This window comes from Paenibacillus sp. FSL K6-2859 (genome assembly GCF_038008265.1).
Taxonomy (GTDB): domain Bacteria; phylum Bacillota; class Bacilli; order Paenibacillales; family Paenibacillaceae; genus Paenibacillus_AQ; species Paenibacillus_AQ nitricinens.
The window spans coordinates 3,891,217-3,904,763 of the sequence record NZ_JBBOYU010000001.1 but is presented as its reverse complement, the minus strand read 5'-3'; the positions used below and the strand labels follow the sequence as shown (position 1 = coordinate 3,904,763).

15 protein-coding genes are annotated in these 13,547 nt (G+C 42.4%); 11 read left to right on the top strand and 4 right to left on the bottom strand.

Annotated features, from left to right (window positions below; all coding sequences use genetic code 11):
- The first annotated feature begins 94 nt into the window (after positions 1-94).
- From MHB64_RS17460 to glnA, 8 genes are all read left to right on the top strand, one after another.
- The gene (locus MHB64_RS17460) at positions 95-2,665 is read left to right on the top strand and encodes a transglycosylase domain-containing protein (protein WP_094868912.1); all 2,571 of its coding nucleotides are present in this window, start codon (positions 95-97) and stop codon (positions 2,663-2,665) included.
- 208 nt (positions 2,666-2,873) lie between these two features.
- Positions 2,874-3,428, top strand: coding sequence for a DUF402 domain-containing protein (locus MHB64_RS17455; RefSeq protein WP_042128364.1), 555 nt, complete (start codon positions 2,874-2,876; stop codon positions 3,426-3,428).
- Positions 3,429-3,432: 4 nt separating this feature from the next.
- Positions 3,433-4,089 (top strand): YdcF family protein, encoded by a 657-nt coding sequence (locus tag MHB64_RS17450; protein WP_094868913.1) that lies wholly within the window; start codon positions 3,433-3,435, stop codon positions 4,087-4,089.
- 93 nt (positions 4,090-4,182) lie between these two features.
- Positions 4,183-5,148, top strand: coding sequence for an AAA family ATPase (locus MHB64_RS17445; RefSeq protein ID WP_042188887.1), 966 nt, complete (start codon positions 4,183-4,185; stop codon positions 5,146-5,148).
- Positions 5,149-5,188: 40 nt separating this feature from the next.
- The gene (gene hflX / locus MHB64_RS17440) at positions 5,189-6,478 is read left to right on the top strand and encodes a GTPase HflX (RefSeq protein WP_341135017.1); all 1,290 of its coding nucleotides are present in this window, start codon (positions 5,189-5,191) and stop codon (positions 6,476-6,478) included.
- 132 nt (positions 6,479-6,610) lie between these two features.
- Positions 6,611-7,864: a methionine gamma-lyase family protein gene (locus MHB64_RS17435; protein WP_094875166.1), complete on the top strand. Its 1,254-nt coding sequence runs from the start codon at positions 6,611-6,613 to the stop codon at positions 7,862-7,864.
- An 83-nt stretch (positions 7,865-7,947) separates the two neighbouring features.
- The gene (locus tag MHB64_RS17430; protein ID WP_042128355.1) at positions 7,948-8,358 is read left to right on the top strand and encodes a MerR family transcriptional regulator; all 411 of its coding nucleotides are present in this window, start codon (positions 7,948-7,950) and stop codon (positions 8,356-8,358) included.
- Between the two features lie 33 nt (positions 8,359-8,391).
- The gene (gene glnA / locus MHB64_RS17425; protein WP_042128352.1) at positions 8,392-9,720 is read left to right on the top strand and encodes a type I glutamate--ammonia ligase; all 1,329 of its coding nucleotides are present in this window, start codon (positions 8,392-8,394) and stop codon (positions 9,718-9,720) included.
- A 115-nt stretch (positions 9,721-9,835) separates the two neighbouring features.
- On the opposite strand, the gene MHB64_RS17420 is transcribed toward glnA, so the two are convergent.
- The 3 genes from MHB64_RS17420 to MHB64_RS17410 all read right to left on the bottom strand — a co-directional run bounded on the left by MHB64_RS17420 (position 9,836) and on the right by MHB64_RS17410 (position 11,897).
- Entirely contained in the window at positions 9,836-10,969 is a 1,134-nt protein-coding gene (locus tag MHB64_RS17420; protein WP_280787648.1) for a site-specific integrase, read from the bottom strand.
- A 76-nt stretch (positions 10,970-11,045) separates the two neighbouring features.
- Positions 11,046-11,468 (bottom strand): ImmA/IrrE family metallo-endopeptidase, encoded by a 423-nt coding sequence (locus tag MHB64_RS17415; protein ID WP_280787647.1) that lies wholly within the window; start codon positions 11,466-11,468, stop codon positions 11,046-11,048.
- Between the two features lie 21 nt (positions 11,469-11,489).
- A complete protein-coding gene (locus tag MHB64_RS17410) occupies positions 11,490-11,897 on the bottom strand; it encodes a helix-turn-helix domain-containing protein (RefSeq protein WP_280787646.1) in 408 nt (135 codons plus the stop codon).
- A 103-nt stretch (positions 11,898-12,000) separates the two neighbouring features.
- Here MHB64_RS17410 and MHB64_RS17405 point away from each other — a divergent pair, with 103 nt between their 5' ends.
- From MHB64_RS17405 to MHB64_RS17395, 3 genes are all read left to right on the top strand, one after another.
- On the top strand, positions 12,001-12,234 hold the full coding sequence (locus MHB64_RS17405) for a helix-turn-helix transcriptional regulator (RefSeq protein WP_280787645.1): 234 nt from the start codon (positions 12,001-12,003) through the stop codon (positions 12,232-12,234).
- Positions 12,235-12,688: 454 nt separating this feature from the next.
- Complete coding sequence (locus tag MHB64_RS17400; RefSeq protein ID WP_280787643.1) at positions 12,689-12,886, top strand: hypothetical protein; 198 nt, start codon at positions 12,689-12,691, stop codon at positions 12,884-12,886.
- On the top strand, positions 12,883-13,065 hold the full coding sequence (locus tag MHB64_RS17395) for a hypothetical protein (RefSeq protein ID WP_280787642.1): 183 nt from the start codon (positions 12,883-12,885) through the stop codon (positions 13,063-13,065). The genes MHB64_RS17400 and MHB64_RS17395 overlap by 4 nt, the downstream gene beginning before the upstream one ends.
- Here MHB64_RS17395 and MHB64_RS17390 read toward each other — a convergent pair.
- Complete coding sequence (locus MHB64_RS17390) at positions 13,062-13,466, bottom strand: DUF6173 family protein (protein WP_280787708.1); 405 nt, start codon at positions 13,464-13,466, stop codon at positions 13,062-13,064. The two genes, MHB64_RS17395 and MHB64_RS17390, sit on opposite strands and share 4 nt — an antisense overlap.
- Positions 13,467-13,547: the final 81 nt, after the last annotated feature.

Below are 13,547 nucleotides of genomic sequence, written 5' to 3'. Positions count from 1 at the left end.
GAATAGAGTGTGAGAGAGCAACCTGAGAAGGTTGTTCTTTTCATTCAGAGAAGTCCATACATGATTTATTCAAGGAAGGGAGTCAGGAGGCATCATGTCTAGAGATGATACATCAAGGACGAACAACAATAGAAATAGAGGATCGTCCAGTTCCAATTCAAAACCAAAACCGAAAAGTAAGAAGAAAAAGAAGTTTTTGACTAAAAAGCGTGTGCTGTGGAGCTTGTTCTTTGCTACAGCTTTGGCCATTTTCTGTGCGCTTGGCGGTTATCTGTTCATTATGCTGAATGGGCAAAAACTACTCCTAGAGAACCAAGATAAGCTAACTGTTAATGAAACGACAAAAGTATATGACCGCAATGCTAATTTAATCGGTGAATTATCGCTTGAGAAAAGTGATCCTGTAGAGTATGAGAAGATTCCACCGTTATTGATCAATGCCTTTGTGGCTACTGAAGATAAACGCTTCTTTGAGCATTCTGGTGTGGATTTATGGTCAATCGGCCGGGCAGCGGTAAAAGATATTGCTGCACGCAGCATGGTAGAAGGTGGTAGTACCATTACTCAGCAGTTGGCCAAAAACATCTTTTTGACACGGGATAAAACATTTTTCCGTAAAGCCACTGAGGTGTCCATTGCTGTAGCATTGGAGAACCAGAAATCTAAAGAAGAGATCATTACGATGTACCTGAACCGAATAAACTTTGGGGGTACGGTCTACGGAATTAAAGCAGCATCGGAAAGATATTTTGGTAAGAGTAATCTGAATGATCTGAAGGTTTGGGAAATTGCGACATTGGCTGCGATGCCTAAGGGGCCGTCGCGTTATAACCCTCTGCGTAATCCAGAGCTTTCAAAGGAACGACGCGCAGTAGTACTTCAGCTTATGAATGAACAAGGTTATATTACGGAGCAAGAGAGAGACGAAGCACAAGCCGTGGATTATAATTATAAGCCACCTGAAAAGAAACAGCGTTATCAAGCTTTTATTGACTTCGCAGTGGAAGAAGCAGAAGAAAAGTTTGGACTATCCGAAGATGACCTGAATATTGGTGGTTACAAGATTTACACTACCATGGATAAGCACGCTCAAGAAACCGTAGAGGATGCTTTTGCAGACAGTGATAACTTCGAGAAGAGTGTAGACGATGAGCTGGTACAAGGTTCTATGACCATCGTGAATCAGGAGAATGGCGGCATTGTCGCACTTCTAGGTGGACGGAATTATGAGAAAAAAGGCTACAGCCGTGTAAATGGCAGCCGACGTTCTCCAGGTTCAGCCTTTAAACCAATCGTTGCTTATGCTCCAGCACTGGAAACTGGAAAGTACGACATGTATTCTACGTTAAGCAACGAGAAGCAGTGTTTTTCTAACTACTGTCCAACTAACCTTCACGGGTATTCCAAGAGTATCAGTATGAGTGATGCTATACAGAAATCAGAGAATATTCCTTCGGTCTGGTTGCTTAATGAAATTGGAGTGAATACCGGATTTAAGTTTGCTAAGAAATTGGGGATTGGACTGGAAGATGAGGACAAGAACCTCTCATTGGCTCTCGGTGGCATGAGCAAAGGAACGAATACACTGGAAATGGCACAAGCCTACAGTGCTTTTGCAAATGGCGGTGAACTTCGAGAATCGTATTCCATTAAATCGATCACTGATAGTAGTGGAGAGACCGTCTTCAAAGCAAATATTTCACCTGAGCGTGTTATGAGTCAGGAGACGGCTTATCAAATGACCGAGATGATGCAAAAGGTTGTAGAGAGTGGTACGGGCAGAAAAGCTAGGATTGATCGTCCAGTTGCTGGTAAGACTGGTACGACTCAAAGTGGATATTCTGGAATCAGCTCAAACCGTGATGTTTGGTTTGTGGGCTACACACCTGAATGGACAGCTGCGGTGTGGATGGGTTATGACAAGCCAAGCAAGAAACATCTGCTTAAGAATAGCAGTGGGCTTGCCGCAGCATTCTGGGGTAAGGTGATGGAGGAAGCGTTAAGGGATGTTCCTAAGAAGTCCTTCCCACAGCCGGACAATGAAATCCCTCCTGCACCTACAGAAACACCTGAGCCAGCTAAGAATGTTAGTGGACTTACTGCAGCTTATGATCCATCTACGATGACAGTAAATCTAAGCTGGCAGGCAGTTCCTGTTGCAGGTGTAGAATATCGTATTTATCGTAGGGAGACATCCGAGGCTGATTTCGGTTTACTGTTAAATACGGTCACGACTAGTGCAGGAGACTTTAGTGCTATGCCTGGTCTGGTTTACGAGTATTATGTTACTTCCTACGATCCTGCAACCCAAGTAGAAAGTGAACCATCGAATGTGGTAACTGTCGCTGTGCAGGATGAGATGCCAACACCTGAGCCAACCATTGATCCAAATCTCCCGACACCAACCCCAGAGAATGGTGGAGATAATGGCTGGGATAATGGCAACGGTGGTAATAATGGTGGTGGTAACGATGGAAGCGGAAATAATGGTGGAACAGGAACCTTGCCTGAGTTCACTACGCCTCCACCGTCAGCAACACCGATACCTACCGCTCCGCCAGATGTACCTTCTGGAGGCGGAAGTTCGGGGAATGACAGTGGTAATGCAACACAAAGCCCTGATCAAGAGGCTAGTAATGTGAATGGTGATACTTCTGTTCAATAGTGACGCTTTGAATTTATGAAGTTAGCTTTTCTTTTCCTGAGGCTGTCTCAAAAGTAGCGAATGCTACTTATGGGACAGCTTCTTTTTTATAACTCCATATGTTTCTATTATGATCAGTGATAAAAATTTGCTGTATTTTGCGGGATGTTTTGAGTGTATCCTCTAAATGTGGTAAGCTGAAGAAACCATACTGGAGAGGGTAATTTCTATGAAACGTAAATTCGGAGACCGGGCCAACTGGCGCCGGATTACGCGTCGCCATTTTGCCTGCCGCTATGTGGAGAGCCGGGAATTCAGCGGATATATTACGCTTTATACCATCTACGGGCTGAAAGAACCACTGTGGAAGAGCTATGGACGGCATACATATCGTATTGCGGATAAAGGTTATTCCTGGCTGCAATATTTCCCCAAAGACAGTCACTATATTGTGACGGCTATGTTCGACGAACGGCAAAATATCATTCAATGGTACATAGACACCTGTAAGGTTCAAGGTGTCACAGACCAAGGCGTTCCATGGTTTGATGATTTGTATCTGGATGTGGTTGTGCTTTGGAACGGCGAGGTGTTCTTGCTTGATGAGGATGAATTAGAGGAAGCGCTGGAGAGGGAAGATATTTCCGAAAGTGATTATAAACTCGCCTGGGAGACAGCCAATACTATTTTACGCGGCATCGATGCTCATGCTTTCCCTTATTTCTCACTATCTTTGAAGCATCGTGCCGAATTATTTCATCATGGAGAATTCAGGAGGAAATAAAGAAATGGAATGGTACGTCTACGGAAGAGGTTCTTCCCCGATTCGGATTGTTTCCAAAAAACGAAAATTCTGGACTAAACGAACGTTGTTTGTTGCTTTAGCGTTTATTGTAATTGCTGGATTGTTGTGGTGTGCTTATGCGTTAAACAATATAAACAAAGCTGCCACGACAGATCCTATGCAAAAGGCGGATGTTGGGATCATTCTTGGCATGTCGATGTGGGGGGATGAGCCTAGCCCTGGTCTGAAGGAACGGCTGGATTACGGGCTGAAGCTTTTTCAAGAAGGAATGTTCCCGCATCTTATTGTATCTGGTGGTTTAGATAAACCTGATTTACAATACACCGAAGCTCAAGGAATGCGTAATTATTTGGTTGCTAAAGGCGTGCCAGATAGCGCCATTTACGTAGAAAATGAAGCTACCAGCACTTACGAGAATCTTTTGTTTAGTAAAGAGATTATGGGACGTGAGGGTTTGTCTTCGGCAATAATCATTACGCATACTTATCATGGGTGGCGGGCTCATGAAATTGCTGACGAGCTTGGATTTGTGAATTCTGAGCTGGGACTTACAGAATCCACCGTTCTATCGATGACAAGACATAAAACACGTGAGGTTCTAGCCTATACGAAATGGAAGCTTCAGCAGCTATTCCTGTGATTTGTCCAAAAAATCCCGAATCTTCTAATAACACTTCATTTACTGGAATAGACTTGATTAGAGAAGTCAGCCCTGGATAATGAGGTGATACCGATGAGCGGACGCGTAGCAGCGGCCAGTGGACGGGAAGAAGAAAGACCGTCCCGACAAATCAATATTGTATTGCGGAGTCAAGAGCCTCCGGCTATAACTAACCCTTCTGGAGAGAGTCGGCCGGTACCTCCCAAAAATCACGGCCACACTAGCCTGTTCCAAGAGTTAACGCAAGAATTGGAAGGTTTAGTGGGTCTGGACAATATCAAAGAGCTAGTCTTTGAAATCTACGCCTTGTTACAGATTGCTCAAATGCGAACTGAGGCAGGCCTTGCAAGCGGCGGGCAAGCTTATCACATGGTTTTTAAAGGGAATCCCGGAACTGGCAAGACAACCGTGGCTAGAATCGTAGCTAAGCTGTTCCAGCGTATGGGTGTACTGACCAAAGGACATCTCATTGAGGTGGAAAGAGCCGACCTTGTAGGAGAATACATCGGTCATACTGCACAGAAGACTCGCGACCTGGTAAAAAAGGCTTTGGGCGGTATTTTGTTTATCGATGAGGCTTATAGCCTTGCTCGCGGTGGAGAAAAGGATTTTGGAAAAGAAGCGATTGATACGCTCGTCAAGGCCATGGAGGATCATCGCAGTCAATTTATACTTATCTTAGCAGGGTACTCTGGAGAGATGGAGTATTTTTTGATGAGCAATCCCGGATTGCCTTCACGGTTTCCGATACAGGTGGAATTTCCTGATTATACGATCGATCAACTGCTGCAAATTGCTGAACTGATGGCTAAAGATCGCGACTATATTTTGATGCCACAGGCGATACTCAAATTAAAGCAGCATTTGTTAGTAGAGAAGACGGAGAGTCTTCATGCTTTCAGTAATGCGCGGTATGTTCGCAACGCCATTGAGAAAGCTGTTCGGGGTCAGGCTGTAAGACTGTTAAACCAGTATGAAAGTACCAGCCCTGGCAAGCAGGAATTAATGACGCTTCGAACTGAGGATTTCAAATTATGAACTACAGGATACTATCACCGTCATAAGGAGCATGACATACATGGCAATAACTACGCATGATACGGAAACAGATGTACAAGATCGGGCGATATTGGTAAGTCTCGTCACAGATAAAATTAAAAGAACCGGAATTGATCCGGAGCTTTCACTACAGGAATTAGTGCAATTAGCTGAAACAGCTGGAGTTGAAGTTCTGGATGTGCTGCGTCAAAACAAGGAAACGCCTGATTCTAGATGGTTTATTGGTAAAGGTAAAGTAGAAGAGCTACGGATGGCTGCAGATGCTCTCGGCGCTAATACAGCTATCTTTGATCAAGAATTGTCCGGAGCCCAAGTACGGAACCTTGAGGAGGCTCTGGATCTTAAGATTATTGACCGGACGCAGCTTATTCTGGATATTTTTGCGGGGCGTGCGAAGACGCGAGAAGGAATTATTCAGGTAGAGCTGGCACAATTGTCCTATCTGTTACCTCGGCTTTCCGGCCAGGGGAAGAACTTATCCAGACTAGGTGGAGGAATTGGTACCAGGGGTCCGGGTGAAAGTAAGCTGGAAACCGATCGCCGACATATTCGTGATCGGATTACAGAGCTGAAACGCCAGCTGGATGAGGTTGTTAAGACTCGTGAGCTGCATCGGGAGCGTCGCCGCAAGGCAGGAGCGGTGCAAGTCGCACTTGTTGGGTATACGAATGCAGGGAAATCAACGCTGCTTAAGCAACTAACCGATGCGGATGTCTATATTGAAAACCAGTTGTTTGCCACACTGGACCCTACTTCTCGTGTACTTGAGCTAGCAGGTGGTAAAGAAGTTGTGCTTACGGATACTGTAGGCTTCATTCAGAATCTTCCGCATGATCTTGTCGCATCTTTCCGTGCAACGCTGGAGGAAGTGAATGAGGCCAATCTGGTGCTACATGTGGTGGATGCCTCTTCGCCAATGCGTGAGGAGCAGATGGAGATTGTCCAATCCATCTTGCAGGATCTAGGTGCATCTGGTACTCCGCAAATCGTACTTTTTAATAAAATTGATCTATGTCAGTCTGAGCAACTGGAAATGTTGCCTACAGGTACAGGGTACTTGAAGATCAGTGCATTTAATTCTGAAGATTTAACTCGAATTACCGATATGATCGCCGATGAACTGGCTGGCGACACACTCAATTTCCGCATTCCCGGAGACCGGGGAGATATTTCTTCCTTGCTCTACAGGGTGGGAGAGGTTTTGGAAACAACTTATGATGAGAACGATGTGCTCTATAACGTTCGTCTTAATAAAGAGGATTATGAAAAATGGGGTTACATGCTTGCTGATTTTGTAGACCAGCAGTAATCTTGTCAGTCATTCCTAAAGTGAAATGCTTCGTTTATAGGTATAAAATAATAGCTAATCTAGAAAGCGTCAGTTTACTGCCGCTTTCTGTCATTATGATGGCAAGTAAATGTAAGGAGCGAATAAGAACGAATGGTAGTTTTTGCAGAGGATATTTTGAGCGCGGCAGAGGCCGCAGAAGTTGAAATAGAAGGCGCTGTCAAAGCCCTTGATCGTATTGTAGATAAGAATCAGTGGAAGGTTATAGAAGCATTCCAGCGTCATCAAGTCAGTGATTTTCACTTTGCCGGTTCAACGGGGTATGCGTATAATGACCGTGGCCGTGAAGTGCTGGATCTTGTCTATGCTGACGTTTTTGGTGCGGAATCTGCTCTGGTGCGCCCGCATTTCGCTTCAGGAACACATACCATATCAACAGCCCTGTTTGGAGTACTGCGTCCAGGAGATGAGCTGCTATACATCACAGGACGTCCGTACGATACCTTACATAAGGTGATTGGTCACCTAGGGGATGGGACAGGTTCTCTCGCAGATTTCGGAATTACTTATCGAGAGGTCGCTCTTACAGCAGATGGTAAGATCGATTGGGATGAGGTAGCTCTCGCTATTAACGAAAATACTAAAGTGATAGGTATCCAAAGATCTCGAGGATATGATTGGCGTGCTTCTTTCACGGTAGCTGAAATTGGTGAAATGACTTCGAAGGTAAAGGTATTAAAACCGGAAGTGATTGTCTTCGTAGACAATTGTTATGGTGAGTTTACTGAGGAGCTTGAGCCACCTCAAGTTGGTGCAGATCTAGTGGCTGGCTCCTTAATTAAGAATCCAGGTGGAGGCATTGCTGAGACGGGCGGTTATATCTGTGGCCGACAGGATCTCGTGGAACTGGCAGCTTATCGATTAACTGCTCCTGGCATAGGTGGTGAAGTAGGGGCTATGTTAGGAACAACTCGAGGGCTTTATCAAGGGTTGTTTATGGCTCCGCACACTGTCGGACAAGCTTTAAAAGGGAGTGTTTTTGCTGCATCCGTATTTCAGCGTTGCGGTTTTGAGACAAAGCCAGCGTGGAATGAGCCTCGTACAGATTTGATTCAGGCGGTTTCCTTTGATGGACCAGAACACTTAATTGCCTTTGTTCAGGGCATACAACGTGCTGCGGCTGTGGACAGCCATGTGGTACCAGAGCCTTGGGATATGCCAGGTTATGAACATCCTGTTATTATGGCTGCAGGTACGTTTATACAAGGTGGAAGTTTGGAGTTATCTGCAGATGCGCCTATACGAGCTCCTTATATTGGCTATATGCAAGGTGGATTAACCTATTCACATGTTAAATATGGCGTTTTGATGGCACTTCAAACTATGCGTGAAAGAAAATTGCTGTAAGAATATCTCACATACCATTGACACGCTGTATTAGGAAATGTACAATGAGATCAGAAAAAGATCATTGGAAGGTTGGATGAGTCATGGGTGATGAAATCCGCAGAAATATGGCACTATTTCCTATTGGAATTGTAATGAAGCTGACAGATTTGTCCGCGAGACAAATTCGTTATTATGAGCAGCACAGTCTGATCGTACCAGCACGTACGTCGGGGAATCAGCGTTTGTTCTCATTTAATGATGTTGAGCGCCTATTAGAAATTAAAGCTCTGATTGAGAAGGGTGTTAATATTGCTGGCATTAAGCAAGTAATGAATCCTGTCTCTAAGGAATCCGAGGAAGCTACTGTTATTACCCCTGATACAGAGGTTAGACGTAGAGAGTTATCCGATTCCCAGCTTCACCGAATGCTGAAGCAAGAACTAGTTTCCGGTAAAAGACCGGGACAAGTGTCTCTAATTCAAGGTGAGTTATCCCGGTTTTTTAATAAATAATAATATATAGAAGTTCGAAAGGGAGAGGATCACATGAGCTTTTCTAAAGAGGATATTTTACGCATTGCCAAGGAAGAGAATGTTCGTTTTATTCGTCTGCAATTTACGGATCTATTAGGTACTATCAAGAATGTAGAGATTCCAGTTAGCCAACTGGAAAAAGCACTTGATAACAAAATGATGTTTGATGGTTCTTCCATCGAAGGTTACGTACGGATTGAAGAATCTGATATGTATCTCTTCCCTGACCTAGATACATGGGTAATCTTCCCTTGGGTGACAGATAGTCGTGTAGCTCGTCTGATTTGTGACGTCTACATGCCAGATGGTACACCTTTTGCCGGAGACCCGCGTGGTATCCTCAAACGTTGTCTGAAGGAAGCGGAAGAAATGGGTTTCACAGCTATGAATGTTGGACCAGAACCTGAATTCTTCCTATTCAAGACAGACGAAAGAGGCAATCCTACAACGGAATTGAATGACCAAGGTGGTTATTTCGATTTAGCGCCAACAGATTTAGGGGAAAATTGTCGTCGTGAAATCGTCTTGACCCTTGAAGAAATGGGCTTTGAAATCGAAGCTTCCCACCATGAAGTAGCTTCCGGCCAGCATGAGATTGACTTTAAATATGCTGACGCGATTACTGCTGCTGACCAAATTCAAACCTTCAAGCTCGTCGTGAAGACGGTAGCCCGTCAACACGGCCTGCATGCAACTTTTATGCCTAAACCATTGTTCGGTATCAACGGATCGGGTATGCACGCTCACCAATCCTTGTTTAAAGGCAAAGAAAACATGTTCTACGACGAAAGCGACAAGCTGGGTCTGAGCAAAACTGCACGTTACTACATGGCTGGTATTTTGAAGCACGCTCGTGCTTTTGCAGCAATTACTAACCCAACAGTGAACTCATACAAACGCCTTGTTCCTGGTTATGAAGCACCTTGCTACGTAGCATGGTCTGCAAGTAACCGTAGCCCAATGATTCGTATCCCGGCTTCTAGAGGTCTTAGCACACGTGTTGAAGTTCGTAACCCGGACCCAGCAGCTAACCCATACCTTGCACTTGCTGTTATGTTGAAAGCAGGTCTAGACGGAATTAAACGTAAGCTTGATCTTCCAGCTCCGATTGACCGTAACATCTATGTGATGTCTGAAGAAGAGCGTATCGAAGAAGGCATTCCAAGCTTGCCATCCGATTTGAAAGAAGCACTTAGCGAAATGATCCGCAGTCATGTGATTACCGAAGCTCTCGGCGAACATGCTTTGGCTCACTTCTACGAGCTAAAAGAAATCGAATGGGATATCTATCGCACACAAGTTCACGAGTGGGAAAGAGCGCAATACATGACTCTTTACTAGAATGAATCAGCCCTTGGCGCTCTAAGCGTTAAGGGTTTTTTTCTGTGGGGGGTAAGGTTAGGGTTTTTTGTAGAGGTTTATGAGCGCCCCCGTAATGCCCCCTAAAAATGTAGTTTCATTCGAGGATACTTCTCATATGAGCTTCAAATTTCTCCATACTGCTTTCATTTATTTTCTTTGAAATATGTGTGTATATGTCTGCAGTGATTCTCATACTACCATGACCTAAACGTTCTTGTACGTACTTCATATCGTTACCAGCCTCAAGTAAAAGGACAGCATGAGTGTGACGAAGAGAATGGATCGGCATCGCTGGGAGACCAATACGTTTCAAAATTCGCGAATAAGAATTGAATAGAGAGGATTTCGGCATGAAATTACCATCATCTCTACAAAGTACTAGATTTAAGTTGTGCTTATATAACTCATTCCAAGCTAATTTATTCTGGTTTTGATGTTTAAAATGTTGTTTCAAATCTTGAATAAGAGATGTGCTAATTTGTATTGTTCGTTCTGAATTAAAAGTCTTTGTATCCCCGAAAAGTTCCTCATCACTATCAGCGGAAAAATCCAGTGTTTTGTTAATGGTTATCATACCTGTTTTGAGATCTACATCATTCCAGGTTAGCGCGGCAGCTTCACCTTTTCTCATACCCGTTTCAATTAATACACGATAGAATATCCAATAAATATAACCATATTGGTGGGCAGCTCTAAGAAACGCAGGTATATTTTCGGATTCTATAAATTTTAAACCTTTAGGTTTTACGGAACCTTTTATTGTGACTCCCTTACACGGATTTTTCTCTAGTTTTCCTATAGTAACAGCTTTCTCTAGTGCACTATTCATGGTATTATGCACAATCTCAACAGTGCTTTTACTATAGCCCTTATCCGCCAATTGATTTAGGAATTTTTGATAAAGAATAGGCTTAAGCTCTGTCAATTTAATCGATTGGAAGAATGGGGCAATATGAGTTTTAATATTGTTCTGATGCTGAATAAGTGTGTTTTTTCGAATTGTTCCCACCTTATATTCCTGAAGCCATTCATTCAAAAACGACAATAACGGTAGATCGCTTTGCTCGTAACCTTCTGCTAACTTTCTCTCAAAAGCTACTGCAGCTATTTGCGCTTCTTTTTTTGTTTCAAAACCTCTTTGAGACTTTTCTTTAATCTTTTGGGTAATCGGGTCTCTATACTTTAATCGAAATTCCCATCCTGTTGGATGTTTCTTGAAATTTGCCATTAGTACACCTCCGTTAGAACTTATGTTCTATTTATGTGTATGTTAAACCGCTTTGCAGCGGTGAGAGCGCAAATACTTAATTAAAAGCACCTTTATAATAAATAACCATTTCTTTAGGGACTTCTATTCTGCTAAAGTACGAAGAAATTGATTCTCCTTGTTCTATGGTGCCTATTGAAGTTAGAAGCATTACTGCAAAAATATTAGCTTGTCTTTCGTATTTTCCTGAAATAAGAAAGGTATGATCATCAATAAAAAAACGATTTGTGCCCGCATGTAGGATATTGTGACCTAATTCGTGGGCACAAATCAAGCGCTGCCATTCATGGCTTAGTTGATTGTTAATTACAATGTACTTCTGACGAAATTTGGTATAAAAAATCCCTTTCGTTGATTCGCCAAGATCCTCAAAAATTATTTTAATTCCTAGACCTTTTGCGATTTGAAATGGACAAAAAGTACGATACTTTCGTATGAGTTTATCTACGATTGTCTGCAATTTGAACCATCCTCTACACGCTTAATTATCATCTTTTTTATAGCGTTTATTGGTGAACTTCTCCTTGCTCGTTTTCTTCGCATCCCAAAATAAACCTGTTAGAATGTCCATGACACGTTGTCGTGACTCTCCATCAATTGGCACACCATCAAACATGATTGCACCTTCGCCTTCAAGCAATTTTTTAAAATCCTTAATGTCTTTTGAGTTGGCCCATTCGGGGATATTATTCATGCTTCTTCCAAGAATAAAATCTGTTGACACCTTGTGAATTTCAGCAAGTTTATCAACGAATTCGATGTCTGGTTTAGCGATATTATTCTCCCAAGCATTATAACGGGCGCGCTTAATACCTAACTCTTCTGCTATTTGATCTTGCGTCCAACCCTTCTTGATCCTTAATTCTGTCAATGTTTGACCTATCCTCATTTCGACAACCTCCAACGAATTGATAAATAAAATATCAAAAAACTTATTGACGATAATATAATTATCAAATATAATCAGAGGTACAAAGGAGGTGCATATTGAAATGTCTTCAAAGCGCCATTTCTTCTCGGAATGTCGTAAGTTGAAAGGTACCCAAGCACAAGTGGCTGTGGATAATCGCATTTCAACTGTTTATGTTCGCATGATCGAGAACGGAACATTTACTCCTGGCAGAGACTTGATGTTCCGGTTATCAAGCTATTTTCAACAATCAGCAGAAGATTTGTTTCCTGATTATTTTGACGGGCTTATTTATTATGCCAATAGCGATAATTAAATTATCTATCGCTAGTATAATAGATAAATAAATTATCGTCAATAATTTACAATTGTTTTTTTTAACCTAATTGATAATTAAATTATCAATAAAGAGGGTGTGGTGATATTTAATGCTAACAGTTCAAATTGATGAAGATGCAACTAAAGATTTTATAAAACAACGTATATTTGAACTCGTAAATGCAGTAGATGCAGAACTTGTTTTCTGGGATACGAATGAATTAAGACGTAGGACATGCATGAGCATTGAATCAATTCATAAATCATTCTTCTACGATTCAAGATTTCCTAAACATAAAATCGGTGGTAAATGGTACTTTCCAGCACGGGAAACTCGAAGATTCTTGGAGTTGTGGCTTGAGGAACAGTCTCGTTAGCTCTATCAATCATTCTAAACAACACAATCGGTTTTATGCCGGTGAGGAAAATGCGGGATTTTAAGGAGGTTGTAAATGAATAAAAAACGTTCTGATTTAGATGTAATATTACAAAACTGTCTTGATCGTGGTTGCACAAGACGACAACTACAAGACTTCATCGATCGGGCTCGAATCTACAATAATGATCGTCTGAATGTGTTAGCACTTATAGATGACTTAGAAGTAAGGTATATAACCTCTTTTGATTTACTGGAAGGAGTGGAGGTATGAACCGGGTAGACGAACAGCGTATTCGGGAGATCATCCAAGAAGAGTTACAGAAGGAACGGGAAATCATGCTCGAACTCATTCAAAAGCGAGTTGAAAAAGGAACAGCCGCCGCAGGAACGGCAGCTTTGGATAGGGCCATTAAGCAAAGTATGGAATTGAAAAGTAAAGGGATTTACTAATCAACTTCTTCGTACACCGCAAAACCAATTCTGCGTGCTGGTTTATCTGGGTCCGACTTAGGTCTGGCCATCAATAAAAAACTCAATTGGTTAATGTGCTGGATGAGTTGAGAATATTGGCCATCGACATATCCATAAAAAAGTAGAATTGAAGGCTCGGAATATCCAATTTCCACAACACTCATAAGAATTGACTGGCCGAAAGATGCCAACCGGACACAAACTTCTTCATCGTCATTAAGCTCTGATTCAAAGGCTTTAATCTCAGTAATCAAGATTTCGTATTGATAGTCACTATTTCGGTAATCTCGATGGAGCGAATCAATATCGAAATCAAAATGTGGCTTCGAAGGGTTTAGCATCTTGTCTCTTTTTGTTTGAGATTCAAGATATCTTTTCATACCGCCCAAAATTGAAGTCTCCTTTCATTGTTATTAGTGAGTCTGGACAACTACCAATATTCGACAGAAGGAATGAAATAC